We start from the raw sequence: 17,911 nt of genomic DNA on the forward strand, positions 1-17,911 counted from the left end.
CGGCAAGTTACGTAAAGAACGGAGCCATCTACATATGCGTACGCGGCTTCGAACGGTAAAAAAACCAACACTCATTCAACAGTTTAATTTGACGGCGATCCTTCTTATTGAAGGCGCGCATTAACTGGTTGCATAACCATTGCGGCATGAGTATCCCTCCTTCGACCGGGACGAGAGATTCGTCGTTGTAACGCTATCTTATGGGCGAAGGCCACGTTTGGTGCAGGTCCGCAATTTGCACCTAGGATGTCATGCTTCGGTCTTCTTGTTGTGGAGCACCTCCATTCTCGATACAATGTAGGCATACCCCGAAGCAAATTATAGATTTTAGCTAGCTTAGGAACGATACAGATGATCGGCAAGCTGAAAGGGAGAATGGAGATGACAGATGAGAAGCTGCAAGCATGGGTTGAACTCATATCGCTTCGTGATTTTGGGAAACCCTTTCGGCATAAGGCGCGTTACAATTCGCGCTTGAAATCAACAGGAGGCCGTTACTTGCTGCGTACGCACGATATTGAGATTAATCCAAAGCAGCTGGAGCAAAATGGCACAGATGAGGTAGAACGTATTATTAAGCATGAGTTGTGCCACTATCATTTGCATATTGAAGGGAAAGGGTACAAGCACCGGGATGCAGACTTTCGCCAACTGCTGCAAGCGGTAGGTGGCTCAAGATTTTGCAAATCGCTTCCGGATGTTGAACGCAGGCGTCAAGCCCCTTATCGATACCGACTGGAATGTGTGCAGTGTGGACAGGCTTATATGCGCAAGCGGAAGGTTGATATTCGCAAGTATGTATGTGGTCGATGTCATGGCAAGCTGAGGCTGCAGCCTCTCACGGAACAAGCGAAGAAGCGGTAATCGAGGTATATAGACCTATAATGCGATCGGAAGGTTGAATGACTTGTGGATTCATAATACAGATTCAGATTCTGAGGAGGTATTGCCGTGCCGAAATGTGAGGGAAAAGTAATTGCACTTACAGGACCACGCAAAGCGGAGGAAATGTCTTTGCTTGTTGTCAAGCAAGGAGGAACGCCGCTCGTTCGACCGACGCAGGGGACGATATTCGAACAGTTTGAGCATTTAGCTGCTGAAGTGGATAAGCTGCTGGAGTCTCCAATACAATGGGCAATCTGGACGACCGGCATGGGGCTTGATAAGCTGCTGGAGGCTGCGCGTGAAGCCAAGAAGGAAGAGGCATTTCTAGCTAAAATGAGGCAAATTCAGCATGCTGCCCGCGGTTATAAGACCGTTAATGCACTGAAGCGGCTTGGGATCGTGCCTGACGTGCGCGACGATGACGGATCTACGGTCGGGTTGGTACGAGCGATGACTGCACATGGAGTAGAGCAATGGCATGATTCATGCGTTGCACTGCAGCTTCATGGCGATCCTGCACCTCTGCTTAATGAATTTCTACATCATGCGGGCGCACAACCCATAGAATTGATGCCTTACCGTCATATTCCGCCGGATGAAGCGGTGTTGAAGCAGTTCGCCTCGGAGCTGCTGGAGGGTCGGATTGATGCAGTTGCTATCACGAGTGCTCCTCAAATTCGTTTCCTGTTCGCCTATGCGAAGGAAGCGGGGATCGCTGATAAGCTCCGCCAAGTGTTTCAAGAGCGGACCTTGCTGGCTATGGTGGGCAAAGTGACAGCAGCAGCGGCAGCAGATGAGGGGATAACACGTATGTTAGTTCCAGAGGAAGAGCGAATGGGCGCTTTAATCGTAGCCTTATCTCGCTGGTTTGATTCAAATGTACGGAGTGTAAATCCTTAATTTAAGATATAGATGCTATAATTTTTTTTATTATGTGTTGACAGGTTACTGAATTCATGATAAATTAATACATGTCATTCCCTGATAGCTCAGTTGGTAGAGCACTCGACTGTTAATCGAGTTGTCACAGGTTCGAGTCCTGTTCGGGGAGCCATTTCTGGAGAGGTACCCAAGAGGCCGAAGGGGGCGCTTTGCTAAAGCGTTAGGGTGTAACAGCCGCGAGGGTTCGAATCCCTCTCTCTCCGCCATAATGGTACAGACAAGATCCCGTAAGGGATTTTTTTGTTTTATAATACCTAAACCTAAATTGAATCGTTGAATTGATATGTATAAAGGCAAGGAATAAACGTGAATATTCACGTTTATTCCTTGCTTTTTTTCATACACTATTAAGGCTATGGGAGTGCGCAGATGAACCAATCATGTTTCGGTCGATGAGCGGAGCGTTTATTGTAGTTAATAGCGGATGAGGTGCATCCGATCGAATAACACCATATACGGCTTGAGGTTGTGGGGGGTGAGGTAATGGCAAACAAACGAATGGGTAACAAACGTAATAAACAAGCTTGGGATGAAAAGAAAAATATGAAGCCTGATTCGGGAAAAGAGAAGGATTCTGCATCGTATGATATTGATGAGATCATAGATGAAGCAGCACGCATTTTGCAAGGATCTGTTGATGAAGTGAAATATGCGCTGCGTTATTGGCACCCGTATGACTTGGCGGTTGTCTATCGCCATGTGGATTTGTCACAGCGCTCGCGGCTGCTTGAGGCACTTGATGTCGGCCAGCTAACCGAGATGATTCGTGAATTGACTCCGGAGCTTCAATTGGAAGCGTTCCAGATGCTCGGCCGTCAGCGTGCGGCAGATGTATTGAACCGGATGGACAATGACGACTTGGCGGACATGATGGCTGCGGTAAGTGTAGAAGAGCAGGAATTCCTGTTGTCGCTTATGGAGCGTGAGGAGAGCGACACTGTACGCCGTCTGATGACCTATGAGCCGGAAACAGCCGGCGGTTTGATGACGAACCGCTATGTTTGGTTCTATGAGCGTTATACAGTGCGTGAAGCGGTCGAAAAGGTAAAAGCGTTCGCGGAGATGACAAAGAACGTCCACTATCTATATGTGGTTAATGAGCAAAAACAGCTTGTCGGCACGCTGACCTATCGCGAGCTGGTACTGGCGCCTGAGACAGACACGATTCAATCGCTTATGAATGAGAAGGTTATCTCTGTCACCGTGGATACGGATCAGGAAGAAGTGGCGAGACTTTTCGAGCAATATGACTTCTTGTCGATGCCTGTTGTAGATCCGGATGATAAGTTGCTCGGGATTGTAACCGTTGATGACGTCATTGATGTTTTGCGTGAAGAAGCGCATGAAGATATTAATAAGTTGTCCGCGACCGATAAGACGATCGATTTCCGCACGAATCCACTCACTGCGGCCAGGCGTCGGCTTCCCTGGCTTATCATGCTACTGTTTCTGGGTCTTGTGTCAGGAAGCATTATTAGTTGGTTTGAAGGGACACTGCAGAAGGTTGTCGCATTGACTTTCTTTATGCCGATGATTGCGGGGATGACAGGGAATACGGGAACTCAATCGCTGGCGGTCGTAATTCGGGGACTTGCCTCCGAGCATTTAGATAAGGGGACAGTTACGAGGCTGTTGTGGCGTGAGCTGTTTGTTGGTCTTATTATTGGAACCGTCTGTGGTTCGGCTGTTGCGCTAGTAGCGGGGATATGGCAGGGAAGCTTATCGCTTGGACTTGTTGTGGGCTGCTCATTATTTCTGACGGTCATTATCGGTACAATGGCGGGAACCGTCATTCCTATCTTGTTGTACCGACTGAAGTTGGATCCAGCTGTGGCGTCAGGGCCGCTTATTACAACATTGAATGATATCTTTTCACTGACTGTATATTTCGGAACAGCTACCTTGTTTTTGTCATATTTACTTTAAAAAAATGGGAACAGTAAAAGGGTGACCAGCTTCCCTTTTGCTCTTAGAAATAAGCTGCAAAACCCAGCAAAAATCATACCTAAATGTGGTAATAAAATTTTTTTGAAAAAAGGCTTGTCAACGGTCGTATCGTTTGATATACTCTTAATTGTCGCCGAGAGGTGATGAGAAAAAAGTAAGAAACAATAACGATATGGCCCGTTGGTCAAGGGGTTAAGACACCTCCCTTTCACGGAGGTAACAGGGGTTCGAATCCCCTACGGGTCACCACTTCAATCTTGTTGGAGTGACATGGCGAACAGCAATGTTCTTGCACCATGAGCCATTAGCTCAGTTGGTAGAGCACCTGACTTTTAATCAGGGTGTCGAAGGTTCGAGTCCTTCATGGCTCACCAGTTTTATTCCTCGGTTGAGATGTCGGTAGACATCCTTCCCAAAATACGTGCGGTAGTGGTGGAATGGCAGACACGCTATCTTGAGGGGGTAGTGGGCGTACGCCCGTGGAGGTTCGAGTCCTCTCTACCGCACCATAATCTAAGAGCTACAAACCCTTGATACATATAAGGGTTTTTTTGTTTGTCTAAGAAGAAATGCGGCTAATCACATACCGCTACGATCTTATATTTTTTACGTTTCAGATTCGAGTGTCAGAAGAAAATAAAGATTTAGACTAGGAAAATAAAGTATTTGACTACGTGTCTTATTCCATGCGACTTTAGAATTGTATACCACCAGACTCCATAAAATAAGTTTTAGACTGACCTGAGAAATTGGAACAGCGACAGCTTAGGACGAGAAAATAAAGTCCTAGACTGTCGCTGTTGCATTGAACTAACGTGTCCCGTTGCTTAATTCCGAAATCCCTCGGGCAGGCCGAGGGGCGATAGCCCCAAGGCTTGAATATGGGTGTTATCTAATGGATACGGCATCTAGGAAACACTAACATTTCTTTTACTTAATTTCTTAAATACCGAGTATTCCTGATTGGACTTAATAAAACTTAATATCTTTTCGGCACATTCTATTGGATTCATCTCTTCAGTATTTACTTCGAGGTCATATTCATCTATGCAATATACTTTGCTGAACTGTGAAGCTGCTAGTCCAATTTTTTTATCTCCTCTTGTTTGCTCTCTTCTTATGAGCTCTTCTTTCGAGCATATTACACCTATAAATAATGTAGGCTGATCGAAAAATAGATCAAGACATTCATTAAACGACTTGTCATTGTCGATTACAGTATCTACTATTACATTCAATCCCATTTCTGAAAACAATTTAATTGTCGAATAGTACATTGAGGTTAAGGGATCAGACATTATTTGTGCGATAACTTGCTCATCTACTTCTCTTGTAGGTTCAATATCTGAAAATTTATTATTAAAAAAATCCTTGACAAAATCATCTATTGATAAATGATGAAAAAGAATCTCTTTCTGATTTAACAGTTCAATAGAAATACTAGTCTTTCCTGAACTAGAAGTTCCGTTCATCAACACAATAATTCCTTGCTTCAAACGAATCACCCTCACATATAAGATTTGCGTATCTTTCAGATAACGTTATATTAACAAAGTTCACAAAATTATCCAACCCAGAAAATATTAAAAAATGACTCCGTATAAATACGAAGCCACCCTATTAGATAAGACTTTCATCGGTCAAAATTTTCAAACTATAAAAACCTAAGAAATAAAAACTACTCCTAAGTAGATGCCGCAGGTTCTGTTTCACTTCACATTTCCTCTTCTGTAATTTGTTGTAGTGCTGTCTGCATTTCTTCCTGTTGCTCCAATACCGTCCCTATTGCAAAAAATAAAACTGCTGACGCAGCTCCACTAACCCACCATACCAAAGCTGGTATAAATTCGAACCTTCCACCGAGCTTTTCGAAAACACTCCCTGCTTCATACCCTATTAATATGCAACACAGAATAACGCCAATACCCAACATTCTTAATAACATAGCGATACACTGTTCACCCCTAGTTATGATATATGCATGTATTCGACATCATAATCCCTTATCCTTCCATAAAGGTTGATTCCAATTGGGCTTCAAAAGTAATCTGTCCCCATGGGGACAAAATGGGAACAGACTCAACGGAGTTATATAGAATAGAGGGAATTAGATGGCATGAGAAAAAGAATCATAATCTGAATCTTAGCTTCTTTTTTCGATAACAGGGCGAACATAGAAAAAATAAGTAATAACAAATGAGAGAGGGCACATATCGCTCTCTCTTCTTTATTTGGAGGATATAATGACAAAGCCAAAAAAAGTAGCAAAGATACCAATCGTTTCGGATAAAAGGTTTCCATTAAAAATATATAGTTTACAAATATAACCTCTCAATGTAATATATTGGTATAGAGGCAAATGCCTCTATACATACCAAGAAAGGAAAGTGATACTATGAAAGCGAGAAAAATGTTTATTGCGTTTCTAGTGACAGCCTTGATGGTAGTAGCTTCTCCTTCAGTCTTTGCAAAACATGGTTTTGCAGATACTATCGCAGACGCAGATTTGCTGTGGAGGCCTGGTACGAGTGCCGCATCTGCAACACAACCGATCGAAAGTTTTAATGACAATGATTTTTATTTGGTGGACAATACTCACGGTGACTATTTAAGTTACGCCGTAATTTTGAAATCACCTCCCGGACTTAATTATGATTTACAGCTTATTATTCAAGATGGACGTGGACAGATTGTACAAGTAAAAAATGTGTACGATACAGGCACAGGGGGGACGGATGGTTTATCATCACATCTTGAGGCTGGGTATAAGATGTATATTAGAGTACAATCGCACGGATACAATGATTATAGTTCTTCACAATATTACAACTTGATTTTTGAAAAACATAACTAGGTTCATAAATAAGAGCCGTAGAGGAAAGAATCCTCACGGCTCTTGTTTTTTATATCGGTAAACTCATAGTCATATTTCTCGTGAAAACCCCCATCAGTCTAAATCTATTTGTTTAGGATATAGCCAAATCATTTTGAAAGAAGTTTCAATATTATGAGTATATGAACTAATAGAATATATTTTTACATGATGGTAAGTTGATGGCGTCTAAAAAAGGGGTTTGGTTATGAACAATAATTTAAACTCTCATTCTTTTTCTTCTTGGCTTGCAAAAATATCTGGCATCATTGTACCTGTATACCCAAAGGGGGGAACAGGTGCTACTGGAGTTACTGGAGCAACTGGGATCACTGGAACGACAGGCATGACAGGAGCTACGGGAGCGACAGGCCCAACTGGAGTAACTGGTGACACTGGAACCACTGGTTCTACCGGCGCTACAGGGGCTACCGGAGTAACTGGAGTGACAGGTGCTACGGGCGATACTGGCATTACTGGGGCCACTGGAACGAGTATTACTGCGACATCCTCATATGCTGCAAATACAACCGGAGCAACCATTGCGGTCGTATTAACAGGTACACTCGTTCCACTTCCTAGCGCTCAAAACATCGGGTCAGGAATAACCGTAAACGGTTCAAACGATACCTTTACCGTATCAACAGCGGGAAGATACTATATCACATACCAGATCAATTTAACGGCGGGATTGTTGCTAGGCTCTCGATTGCTGATCAATGGCACAGCGAATGTAGCATCATCGATAGCTCCCGTTCTGACGTCATCTGCATTTAACAATGACGTTATTCTTACATTGGCGGCCAATACGACAATATCCCTACAATTGTACGGACTTTTGGGGTCAGCTACGCTTATTAACAATGCTGCTGGTGCGGCGTTAACCATTATTCGATTGAGTTAAAAGTCCATTTGTGTTTTCTGGACGCCTCCAAGAGCCGTTAAGGAAAAATTCCTACGGCTCTTGTTTCATTTCTGAACTCCGTATTGGAACCACTTAAATTTAGTTCTGTCTTCTTCAGTGTTGGGCGTAGGGCATATGGCGCTTCAAACAAATGATCACCGATTGTGATTTTTCGCACCATCAGCCGTCCTTAGTTTGTACGATTTTTTAAGGGGATTATTTCCGATATGCTGGTTTATCCAACAGCTTGTCCAGCGTCACCATTTCGATGGCTTGACGATTCAGTTCCTCAATGATGCGCGGCAGTGCCTTGATGGTTCCGCTCAAGTCATGATCCTTGCCGCCAGCAGCATGCTGAAGCACGATAGCGCCTGGGGTAAGGTGGGACATAATATTTGCTTCAATCTGTTCGGCGGTAAGTCCTTTCCAATCCAAAGAATCGACATTCCAATTCACGATCAGCATGCCTTGAGAGGCTAGCCATTTGATTTGCTCCTCGTTTATATTGCCGTAAGGAGGTCGGATGAAGGTAACGGTATGACCAGTTGCGGCTCGCAGAATATCCTGTGTTCGATTTATCTCGTTGTGAAAGGCTTCATCTGACAGATTAGGCAGGTTGGCGTGATCATAGCAGTGGTTGCCGATAATGTGTCCTTCATCCAATATGCGTTTCAAGATGTCAGGATATTTCTCGGCACGATTGCCAACCACGAAGAACGTCGCCTTAACACCATACTGTCGCAGCACATCGAGAACCTGTGGGGTAAAGTGATTGTCCGGAACATCATCGAACGTCAGTGCAACCCTTCTTTGGTCAGATGGGCCTTGCATGATGAAATGGGAACGGTATTTTCGACGCAGCTCAGATAGAGTAAGCGGCTTAGGCTTGCGGACATCGCTTTCATTGCCATCAACGAAGGAAGGGGCTTCCTTCGTTGCGACGTGCACTTGTCGTTGTTGAATCGAATATCCTTCATGCGATTTTTTCGCTGTAGGGGGTTGAGGGGACGTGCTTGCCGTGCTGCAGCCCGATACGTATACGCTTAGCATGGTACATAATCCAAGCAGAACTAGACGTGTAATCATGATAGAACCTCCTGAACCAATATTCATCGAATTAAGTATGAATATAGGGTTCGGAGGAAGTGCGTAAATTATCCATCTGACACGACTTTTATTCGTACAACGCATCCTTTAATTTGGTGGACATATGGTTGTAGTTTCCGTTTTGCTTTCTAGCGGTATTTAGTGCTTTGCGCAATCGGTCATTTTCAGCGCGAAGTTCTTTCATCTCATCAAACAGCTCTTGCAGCAATTGGGAGCAACTATCAGGATTCCCTTCTATATGCGCGGTTACTTTATTCTGCAAGTCATGCCACTTCTGTTCATTCATCACCATACGTCTCCTATTCCATTGTGTTCATCTATTTGTACCCATTATAAAGCAAAAAAAAAGAGCCGTCACTTGACGGCCCTTCAGGACATCATTACTTTTTGCCCCACATTTGTTCGATTTGCTTCATATCGAGGATGTGCATGCGATCCATCGCATAGCTTCCGGTCATCGCAATCCCGTCAGAGGCGGATTCATAGTTGATATAGAGTGAATCTTCAACGATTACCACCTCTTCAGCCATTGGCGGACCGTCAAGTTTCAGTTTGAGCTCTGCTTTATCAAGGAACCAAAGTGGGATTTCCTTGTTGTTAAGCGTGACTTTTGCGTGAGGTGCTTGCCTGCGAGGGTCATTAAAGAATAGCATCGTGCTGTTGGTGTTACGCCCATAAGAATCGCTTAATACCCAATGGCCGTTCCAGAACGATACACCTTGAATTCGATTCGGAATCGAGAGGAGCTGCTCTGGAACCAGCTTATCGCCAGATTTCTTCAATTGTGCAGGAAGCCCTGTCTTCGTATCTACCGTAAATCCTTCGATCCAAGCGCGATATTCGTCGCCATCGCGGTTCGTTATATAGTGCGACGCATCGGTTGGATAACTTGTGCCATAAGCGAATTCGCCAACCCATAGCTTTCCATCCTCGAATGCGATGAAGGAAGCATTTGTGTTCACCTTAAATTGACCCTCGAAAATAAGCTGCCCGCCATCATCGGTCTGCTTGATTTTATCAATGGATACGTATCTTGCCTTGCTGCCAGAAGCAATAAATACATAGCCATTTGAAATGGCAACACCGCCAGCATGACCTGTATACGGATCTCCGACTGCGTCATACAGTTCGAGAGACTTCAGCAGTTGGCCAGTTTTTGAATCCATAATGGCAATGACGCTGACGCCTTTGTCGCGATATCCTGACATCACAAGCCATCCTTGTTCAGCAGAGTAGGCAAGCCCCTGCGGAATAACAAGCTCGTGCAAGCCTGGAATAATAGGGCCATCCTTTGCCATGCTGAGCAGCGGTTTGAACTCTTTTTTATCGATGCGCAGCTTCGGGTTCACCTCTTGTTGCGTCAGCTTGCCAGCAGCCTCTGCTGCACTCGGATTGGTGTTGGATATTTGCATGACGGGTGCAGCAGCAAGATTCGCGCCTGCCGGCTCTTCTTCACTATTGGCACAGGCAACGGCAGATGACAACAGAATCGAGGAAAGCAGCAGTGCTTGAACACCTTTTCGATAACGTGAAGAAGTAGAGTAAGATTTCATTACTTAGCCTCCTTGAAGTATATGAATATGGGAAAGCCTATAGGTTGGCTGTACACCTACTTGAACGATTATTTAAAGGTAGAATTCGCGAGAGCAGAGACAATGTGCTTCTGTGCAAAAGTAAATACAATAACGATCGGCAGGATGACCATTACGCTTGCGGCGCTGAGCATGTGGAACGTAAGGGCCTCGTCGCCTGCTACTGCATCGCGCATCATCGCAACCGCTACCGTCAATACGCGCATGCTGTCCGAGTTCGTCATAATAAGTGGCCAGAAGTACGAGTTCCAGCTTCCGATGAATGTTAAGACAATTAAGGTTGCAATCGTCGGCATCGCCATCGGAACGAGTATTCGATACAATTGATGGAATCGGCCGGCACCATCAACACGGGCAGCTTCCAGTACATCATTGTTTAGTGACTTGAATGCCTGACGAAGCAGGAAGATACCATAGGCGGAAGCTCCATGCGGCACAATTAAGGCCAGAAATGTATTCAGCCAGCCAATCTTGGACATCATCACATACACAGGCACGAATGTTACCTGTTCCGGAACAATCAGGGCAGCAAGGACAAGAATGAACCATTTGTCACGGCCCCAGAAGTTCCCTTTCGCGAAGGCAAAGGCAGCCCAGATTGCCACGTTGATTTGGAGGATCATAATGCCCAGTGTCTGAACGGCAGTATTGAAAAAGTAACGGCCAAATGGTGAAGCTTGAAATGCATCAATATAGTTCTGGAAGCGGAACGATTCAGGCCAGAAGGACGGAATCGCGAGCCGCAGTTCAAACGGTGTTTTCAATGAAGTGACAACTAGCCAATACGTTGGAAAGAACATCACAATCGTAATAAGGATGGCTGCTGCCAACCGGATGGTTGAGAATAATGTTTTAGACATCCGCTAAGCCTACCCTTCGTAATGAACTCTTTTTTTCGAAATCCATAACTGGATCACAGTTAAGGCGATAATAATGATGAAGAAAATAACGACGAGAGCCGAGGCGCGGCCTGTCCGGAACTCGGAGAATGCCATCTGATAAATCCAGAACACCATTGCCTTCGTTGCGTTCAACGGTCCGCCGTTCGTCATAATATTGATCGATTGGAAGACCTGCATCGATCCGATGAAGTTCGTAATAACTAGGAACAGTGTCATCGGTGACAGTAATGGAATCGTGATGTTGCGGAATTGGTTCCAACGAGAAGCACCGTCGATGCTGGATGCCTCATAGTACTCAACAGGAATGCTGCGTAAGCCAGCGATGAAGAGCAGCATTGCAAAGCCGACGCCTTTCCATAGGGACACCGTAATTAGTGCGCCAAGCGCTGTGTCCGGATTCGTCATCCAATTGATCTTATCGAATCCTGCCAATTCCAATAGGTAGTTGGCAAGGCCGTATTCACCGTTAAATATCCATAAGAAGATCATGGCTGCAACGACCATGGAAATGTAATAGGGCATAAAGATGATCGCGCGCATGAAATTGTAAATCTTCGATTTCGAGTTAAATAGAAGTGCCAGTAGAAGTCCGATGACAATCGTAAAGAATACGTCGAAAATCGTATACTTGAACGTAATCGTAAGAACCTTCCAAAAGTCTTCACTGGATAACAGCTTCGTATAGTTATCCGCCCCGATAAATTTCATCACTGGACGCGACATGTTCCAGTTCGTCGTACTGATATAGATCGAGAATACAAGTGGTACATAGGTAAAAATAAGCAGGAACAGCAGAGCCGGCAGCGCGAAGCTGAAATCCTTTAACTTCTCGGAAAAGCGGTACCATGACCAAGGTTTCTTGTACTTTACAGCTTCTGCCGGCGTATCAGTCGTAATTCCGGAGTTACTATTCATTTGTTAAATCGCCCTCTCCTTTGGAACCATGATAAAGAAAGGCCAAGTCAAAGCCGCATGCCCTGTTCCCATATGGCAGATAGGGGATACGACCTTGCTTGACCACAGATGTGCAATGTGCAACACGCGCATTACGTTAGTTGCTATCTTCGAGTACTTTGTTGATTTGCTCAGCGGCTTCCTTCATCAGTTTCACAGGGTCTCCTTTTTCAAGGACCATTTTGCCCATTGCTTCGATGTAGAAGTTGCTGAACTCAGGGTACAACGGATGCTGCATGCGCGCTTGTACTTGGTCGAAGTTGTCAAGCACGGCTTTGTATTGCGGCCAACGCTGCATGTACGCTTTGCCTTCTTCTGTATCAATAACTGACTTGTGAGTAGGGAGATAGCCTACTTTTTCTGCCCACTTCAAGTTGTTTTCTTTGCCCGTCATGAATTGAATGAACTTCCAAGCTGCTTCTTTTTGGTTGTCCTTTGCGCCTTTCATCATGACGATACCGGCACCGCCGATGTTGGAGATGCGTGTTTTGTCGCCAGGCACGAAGGATACGCCCACTTCAAACTTCGCATTTTCTACATACGTCTTGATCATAGCGGAAGTGTGCTCAATCATACCGATTTTGCCCTCGAGGAACATTTGCCGCATTGTGCCGGAAGCACCTTTGCCGTAGCCGATGTGCATGTTGCCCTCATCTACCCAGCGATTGAAGTTCTCGATGTAGCGCAAGCTCTCCGGTGTATCAATTGCAGCCTTGGACATGTCAGCGTTCAGAACGGAACCGCCGCCGTTAATCATCCAAGGATCGTAGTACCAGTTATCCCAGCCCGGAACGGAAAGCGCATAGCGAACTGTCTTTCCATCTTTCTTCTCTGTAACTTTCTTATTGTAGTCTTCGATCTCGGTCCATGTTTGCGGAGGCTGAGCACCGAGCTTATCTAGCAATGTTTTGTTATAGATCATGACACTCGTACTTACGATAAGCGGGAAGCCGAATTGACGGCCTTCATACGCATATGCCTTCAGCATGCCCTCCGAGAAGTCGGAGGTATCTACTTGGTCGCGCTCCACATATGGCGTCAAGTCTTCGAAAATACCATCGTGAGAGAAGATAGGCAAAGAAGATACCTCAACATTCGTTACCGCAGGAACATCGCCGGCAGCTACAGCTGCGAGGAGCTTCTTATGTAAGTCTTCATATCCGCCTTGATATACCGGTTCAACTGTAATGTATGGATATTGCTTTTGGAACTCTCCGATCATGTAGTTAAGACCTTCGGTTTGAGCCTCAGTGTGAGAATGCCAATAATGAATTTTGACAGGTGTCTTATCCTCTTCTTTGGCAGCAGGAGCAGCAGCGCTTGACTCGTTAGCTTGGCCTTCGCCAGATGATGAACTGCTCGAACATCCAATAACGGATATAAATAGTAGAGAGATGATAGTAAGCAGGGCAAACCAACGTTTTGCTTTCATAGTTACACTCCTTAGTAGATTTAGATTTCAGTAGATCCCATTCATGATTCATCTTGTTAGCTAACCAACCCTTATTTTGTTGAAATTCGTCGAAACTGTGCACAAGCCCCATTGTAAATGGAAAGATTAAACATAGCGTTAAGTGAGTGATAAGGAATTGTAAATAACTTCAATGTTGATTTTTGGGACTTCGCGGGGATAACTTACATCATCTTATGTGAATCCGCTTTCAATAATTACAACAGTCAGCGGCCTATTTCAAATTTTCTATGAAAAGAAAAATCGCTTTAATTTTAATAGAGTGAGTATAAAAAGGTATCTTGCATTACATAGTAGTGGGTGATACAATGTAGAAAATTACCACGAAAGGGAAAAGGGGAGGGTGGTGCAGATGGTATGAATGTACAATTTAAAAAGGGCGTATTGGAGCTGTGTGTGCTTGTACTTACCTATGAGCAGGATCGCTACGGTTATGAGCTTGTTCATCGCATCTCAGAGAAGTTTCAGGTTGCAGAGGGCACGATGTATCCGCTTCTTCGCAGATTAACGCAAGAGGGATATTTTGAGACATATTTGAAAGAGTCGCCGGAGGGCCCGCCGCGTAAGTATTATACACTTACCGAAACAGGAAAGACCTATATGCAAGAAATGCTTAAGGAATGGAGTCTGTTCTCCCAAGGGGTAAATGAGATGATTAAGGAGGTAATGTCACAATGAGCTTGCAAAAACTAGAGTTTCTTGTGAGATTGGAGCGGGAACTGGAGGAAATTCCGCCAACTGAGCGTAAGGAAATTATGAGTGACTTTGAGGCTCATTTCCAAGAGGCAATGGAGGCTGGTAAGTCCGAAGAAGAGATATTGAATTCATTAGGCAACGTACAGACCATCGCCAATGAAATTCTTGAGCAGCATCGTGAACATCCTTCTCAGACCAGACAGAGTGAAGGAAATGTACAGGCTGGCGCTGAAAGAACACATAGTGACAATGGGATGTTGCATGTAGCAGCCTACGCTGCTGGACAATCATTCCGGTCATCTTCATCACCTTACAATCAGGAGAATGATGATACCACATCGATACGTGTGTTGCGCATCCAGACAAGTGAGGTGGATGTTGCCATTGAGTCGTATGAAGGGGATCGGATTGGCTATCGCCTTGAATCGGATGAGCCGGAGAAGTTCGATATTCGTGATCATTTGGATGGCGACACCTACACGATTTCAGCTCGATTGAGATACAATGCCAAGCGCTTCTTCTCCTTTCTTACTATTCAGCAGCTCCGTTATAGTGAGCACAAGCTGTATGTGCGTGTGCCAAGCAGCTATCAAGGTCATCTTCAAATTACATCGGAATCAGGCGACATTGATATGCAGCAAGTTCGGTCGAGCCAGCTTGATATGGAATTGTCGTCTGGGGACGCAGATATTCGGCAGGGGATATTCCAATCTGTCCGGATAGCGAGCAAGTCGGGTGATATCCACTTGGATGGCTGCTCAGCAGAACAAATGAGTGTGGTAGCATCATCAGGGGATGTAGATGTCCGCCGCAGCAAGACTCAATCGATGGCGATTCAAACGTCGTCGGGGGATGTGGAAGTCGGGCAAATTAGTGCTGATGAGCTGCGTGCAGAGGTGATGTCCGGCGATCTTTCGATCCGCGAAGGAGTCGGTCTTAATTGGGCACTGTCTTCTTCCTCAGGAGATATGGAGCTAGAGTATATTCGTTCCAATCTAGAGATCATTAGCCGATCTGGCGAGGTGGAGATTGATGAACTGAACGGTTCGCTTATGCTCAAATCGAGCAGTGGTGATGTGGACTGCTCTTTCGGGCGTGATATTGGCCCTTCAGTGATTGAAAGTGCGTCAGGAGATATAGACGTCCGAATTTCTTCGTTAGTGGCAAATATCAATATTGAAGCGATCACCAGCAGTGGTGATTTATCCGTGAAGCTTCCGCATGTACAAACAGAGACGGAACATCGAGATCACTATCGGGGGAGCATTGGATATGATGGGCCAATAGTACGAATTGTTTCTGCAAGTGGAGATATTGAACTACGAGCGACAAGAGCATAAATTAAGCTGGGTTCTAGTGCGTACTTGAAATTTAGCAAGCCTAATTCCGAATTTCAACACAGCCCTTAATTTTGCTGCGATCGGTATTCACATTTTTCATTCATCAGATTATACTAAATATAGTAATGTTGCCTCAATTCAAAAAAAATGACCATAGTGAAAATTAATCTCATTATCAATGCATGCTGCTTCCCTCTCGGAAGCAGCATGATGCATTTTTAGGGGGTTAACAACGATAGTCATTTTCAATTGAAGAGAGGATGAATGAAAATGAATAATACGATCTCAATGACAGCATCATGGAAGAAATGGCTGGATACACATAATGAATCTTGTGCGGCAGCAGGCAGTCTGCTGTTCCTGCTGTTGGCTATGTTCGGCAGTTCAGTTTCGGATGATTGGGTGTTGGCGTGCTACGTGCTGTCTTATATTTGTGGAGGCTGGCTAAAGCTGAAGGATGGCGTTGTTACGCTAATACGTGATAAGGATTTGGATGTCAACCTGCTGATGATTGCAGCCGCACTTGGTGCAGCTTCAATCGGATACTGGTCAGAAGGTGCGATCCTTATTTTTATTTTTGCATTGAGCGGTGCACTGGAAACCTTTACGATGAATCGCAGCTCAAAAGATATTTCCGCACTCATGGATCTGAAGCCTGAAGAAGCACATGTCATTCGCAGCGGAGTGGAGTATGTACTGCCTGTAGAGGAGGTGCTGGTCGGGGATCTCGTTCTGGTAAAGCCAGGTGAACGTATACCGGCAGATGGAACGGTGCAAGATGGGCAATCTGCAGTGAATCAATCATCGATTACCGGCGAAAGCATTCCAGTCGATAAGAATAAGGGTGACGACGTGTATGCAGGAACAGTGAATGGGCAGGGGGCTTTATATATTACTGTATCGCAAACGAGTGAATCGTCTTTGTTTGCAAAGATTATCCGGCTTGTACAGGAAGCGCAAAGTGAAATGCCAAAGTCACAGCGAATGATTGAAAGATTCGAACATATTTACGCAAGGGTGATTCTACTCGCAACCTTGGCGCTTGCAGTTTTTCCGCCATTGCTGCTTCAAGAAACATGGACAGAGGCCTTTTACCGGGCAATGGTCTTTCTCGTTGTGGCATCCCCATGTGCTTTAGTTGCCTCGATTATGCCAGCTACGCTATCTGCGATTTCAAATAGTGCTCGTAAGGGTGTCTTGTTCAAGGGCGGTGCATACTTGGATCATATTTCACATGTGAAAGTGATTGCCTTTGACAAGACGGGAACGCTGACAAGCGGAAAGCTGGAAGTAACAGATGTTATTCCGTATGAATCGATGAATGAACAGGGGCTCCTGCTTGCTGTAGGGGCATTGGAGAAGCTGTCCACACACCCGATTGCTAAGGCAATTGTTGCTGAAGCGCAGCGAAGCGGTGATGGTGTGGTCGATTCTGAATTAGGGCCACGTCCTTCTCAATTTCAAGCACATGCTGGGCAAGGCATTGAGGCTGTATGGGCAGGAGAGTCGTGGAGAATCGGCAAGCCTGCTTATATCCAGTCAGAGCAGGAAATAGATGGGGACATCCGCGAACAGATTGATACGCTGCAATATCAAGGCAAGACGGTTATTGTGATAGAGAAGTCCCGGCGAGTGGTTGGAGTTATTGCACTGCAAGATCGCATTCGTCCGGAAGCGATTGAAATGGTGAAGCAATTGAAGCGCCAAGGAATACAGGTAGCGATGCTGACAGGCGATCAGAAGCAGACAGCTAACAGCATTGCGACAGAAGCAGGAATTGACTTGGTGTTCTCAGAGTTGTTGCCCGAAGATAAGCTGAGCATAGTTAAGGAACTGAAGACGCAGTACGGTCAGATAGCGATGGTAGGAGATGGCGTCAATGATGCGCCGGCACTTGCGAGTGCGTCGGTCGGAATTGCCATGGGGGCAGCAGGCAGTGATGCAGCCTTGGAAACAGCCGATGTTGTTCTGATGAATGACGACCTCACTAACATTGGCCGTGCGATCGTATTAAGCAGAAGAACGCAATCCATTGTGAAGCAGAACATTATTTTTGCTGCTGTGGTCATTATGGGGCTAATTGCAACGAACTTTATTTTCGGCATCCCACTCCCGCTTGGCGTTGTCGGACATGAGGGGAGCACGATTCTTGTTATCTTAAATGGGTTGCGATTATTGAAGTCCTAAAAGGGTTTCCTGAGCCAGCAGGAATTAATGATCGCTCTATTGAATTATGTACGAGGAAAAAAGCTCCTTATTCGGGGTATGTTCTGGAGATGGTTTCCATATTGTGTGGGGA

General features: G+C 45.1%; 16 protein-coding genes and 5 tRNA genes. 13 read left to right on the top strand and 8 right to left on the bottom strand.

What is annotated here, in order from left to right; genetic code table 11:
- Window positions 1–28 precede the first annotated feature (28 nt).
- Window positions 29–148, bottom strand: a complete 120-nt coding sequence (gene cmpA / locus ACQ5BJ_RS13580) for a cortex morphogenetic protein CmpA (protein ID WP_085981353.1) — start codon at window positions 146–148, stop codon at window positions 29–31.
- Between the two features lie 233 nt (window positions 149–381).
- On the opposite strand from cmpA, the gene ACQ5BJ_RS13585 reads away from it, so the two are divergent.
- The 8 genes from ACQ5BJ_RS13585 to ACQ5BJ_RS13620 all read left to right on the top strand — a co-directional run bounded on the left by ACQ5BJ_RS13585 (window position 382) and on the right by ACQ5BJ_RS13620 (window position 4,283).
- Entirely contained in the window at window positions 382–864 is a 483-nt protein-coding gene (locus ACQ5BJ_RS13585) for a SprT family protein (protein WP_040735450.1), read from the top strand.
- Window positions 865–951: 87 nt separating this feature from the next.
- Entirely contained in the window at window positions 952–1,785 is an 834-nt protein-coding gene (locus ACQ5BJ_RS13590; RefSeq protein WP_005543915.1) for a uroporphyrinogen-III synthase, read from the top strand.
- A 78-nt stretch (window positions 1,786–1,863) separates the two neighbouring features.
- Window positions 1,864–1,939: transfer RNA gene (locus ACQ5BJ_RS13595), tRNA-Asn, on the top strand.
- A 5-nt stretch (window positions 1,940–1,944) separates the two neighbouring features.
- A tRNA-Ser gene (locus tag ACQ5BJ_RS13600) sits at window positions 1,945–2,033 on the top strand.
- Window positions 2,034–2,370: 337 nt separating this feature from the next.
- Window positions 2,371–3,753 (top strand): magnesium transporter, encoded by a 1,383-nt coding sequence (mgtE, locus tag ACQ5BJ_RS13605; RefSeq protein WP_268600479.1) that lies wholly within the window; start codon window positions 2,371–2,373, stop codon window positions 3,751–3,753.
- A 195-nt stretch (window positions 3,754–3,948) separates the two neighbouring features.
- Window positions 3,949–4,023, top strand: a tRNA-Glu gene (locus tag ACQ5BJ_RS13610).
- 49 nt (window positions 4,024–4,072) lie between these two features.
- Window positions 4,073–4,148, top strand: a tRNA-Lys gene (locus ACQ5BJ_RS13615).
- A gap of 49 nt (window positions 4,149–4,197) precedes the next feature.
- A tRNA-Leu gene (locus tag ACQ5BJ_RS13620) sits at window positions 4,198–4,283 on the top strand.
- A 399-nt stretch (window positions 4,284–4,682) separates the two neighbouring features.
- Here the strand turns inward: ACQ5BJ_RS13620 and ACQ5BJ_RS13625 are convergent.
- A complete protein-coding gene (locus tag ACQ5BJ_RS13625) occupies window positions 4,683–5,270 on the bottom strand; it encodes a chloramphenicol phosphotransferase CPT family protein (protein WP_268621373.1) in 588 nt (195 codons plus the stop codon).
- Window positions 5,271–6,169: 899 nt separating this feature from the next.
- Between ACQ5BJ_RS13625 and ACQ5BJ_RS13630 the strand changes: the two genes are divergently transcribed.
- Complete coding sequence (locus ACQ5BJ_RS13630) at window positions 6,170–6,628, top strand: hypothetical protein (RefSeq protein ID WP_005543897.1); 459 nt, start codon at window positions 6,170–6,172, stop codon at window positions 6,626–6,628.
- A 226-nt stretch (window positions 6,629–6,854) separates the two neighbouring features.
- Window positions 6,855–7,550 (top strand): BclA C-terminal domain-containing protein, encoded by a 696-nt coding sequence (locus ACQ5BJ_RS13635; RefSeq protein ID WP_430110551.1) that lies wholly within the window; start codon window positions 6,855–6,857, stop codon window positions 7,548–7,550.
- A 216-nt stretch (window positions 7,551–7,766) separates the two neighbouring features.
- On the opposite strand, the gene ACQ5BJ_RS13640 is transcribed toward ACQ5BJ_RS13635, so the two are convergent.
- The 6 genes from ACQ5BJ_RS13640 to ACQ5BJ_RS13665 all read right to left on the bottom strand — a co-directional run bounded on the left by ACQ5BJ_RS13640 (window position 7,767) and on the right by ACQ5BJ_RS13665 (window position 13,537).
- Entirely contained in the window at window positions 7,767–8,636 is an 870-nt protein-coding gene (locus ACQ5BJ_RS13640) for a polysaccharide deacetylase family protein (protein WP_005543892.1), read from the bottom strand.
- An 88-nt stretch (window positions 8,637–8,724) separates the two neighbouring features.
- A complete protein-coding gene (locus ACQ5BJ_RS13645) occupies window positions 8,725–8,943 on the bottom strand; it encodes a hypothetical protein (protein ID WP_005543890.1) in 219 nt (72 codons plus the stop codon).
- A 94-nt stretch (window positions 8,944–9,037) separates the two neighbouring features.
- The gene (locus ACQ5BJ_RS13650) at window positions 9,038–10,210 is read right to left on the bottom strand and encodes a hypothetical protein (RefSeq protein ID WP_430110548.1); all 1,173 of its coding nucleotides are present in this window, start codon (window positions 10,208–10,210) and stop codon (window positions 9,038–9,040) included.
- A gap of 68 nt (window positions 10,211–10,278) precedes the next feature.
- Window positions 10,279–11,109 (bottom strand): carbohydrate ABC transporter permease, encoded by an 831-nt coding sequence (locus ACQ5BJ_RS13655; RefSeq protein WP_005543887.1) that lies wholly within the window; start codon window positions 11,107–11,109, stop codon window positions 10,279–10,281.
- Between the two features lie 9 nt (window positions 11,110–11,118).
- Window positions 11,119–12,066 (bottom strand): carbohydrate ABC transporter permease, encoded by a 948-nt coding sequence (locus tag ACQ5BJ_RS13660; RefSeq protein WP_005543885.1) that lies wholly within the window; start codon window positions 12,064–12,066, stop codon window positions 11,119–11,121.
- Window positions 12,067–12,202: 136 nt separating this feature from the next.
- Complete coding sequence (locus ACQ5BJ_RS13665; RefSeq protein ID WP_430110544.1) at window positions 12,203–13,537, bottom strand: ABC transporter substrate-binding protein; 1,335 nt, start codon at window positions 13,535–13,537, stop codon at window positions 12,203–12,205.
- Window positions 13,538–13,933: 396 nt separating this feature from the next.
- Here ACQ5BJ_RS13665 and ACQ5BJ_RS13670 point away from each other — a divergent pair, with 396 nt between their 5' ends.
- The 3 genes from ACQ5BJ_RS13670 to ACQ5BJ_RS13680 all read left to right on the top strand — a co-directional run bounded on the left by ACQ5BJ_RS13670 (window position 13,934) and on the right by ACQ5BJ_RS13680 (window position 17,799).
- Window positions 13,934–14,254, top strand: coding sequence for a PadR family transcriptional regulator (locus ACQ5BJ_RS13670; RefSeq protein WP_005543881.1), 321 nt, complete (start codon window positions 13,934–13,936; stop codon window positions 14,252–14,254).
- Window positions 14,251–15,612 (top strand): DUF4097 family beta strand repeat-containing protein, encoded by a 1,362-nt coding sequence (locus tag ACQ5BJ_RS13675; RefSeq protein ID WP_430110541.1) that lies wholly within the window; start codon window positions 14,251–14,253, stop codon window positions 15,610–15,612. Before ACQ5BJ_RS13670 ends, ACQ5BJ_RS13675 begins: the two co-directional genes overlap by 4 nt.
- Before the next feature lie 270 nt (window positions 15,613–15,882).
- Window positions 15,883–17,799 carry a heavy metal translocating P-type ATPase gene (locus tag ACQ5BJ_RS13680; protein WP_430110539.1) on the top strand — a complete coding sequence of 639 codons (1,917 nt, stop codon included), beginning with the start codon at window positions 15,883–15,885 and terminating at the stop codon, window positions 17,797–17,799.
- Window positions 17,800–17,911: the final 112 nt, after the last annotated feature.

The sequence above is a fragment of the Paenibacillus sp. B1-35 genome (assembly GCF_050474385.1).
Classification (GTDB): domain Bacteria; phylum Bacillota; class Bacilli; order Paenibacillales; family Paenibacillaceae; genus Paenibacillus_B; species Paenibacillus_B alvei.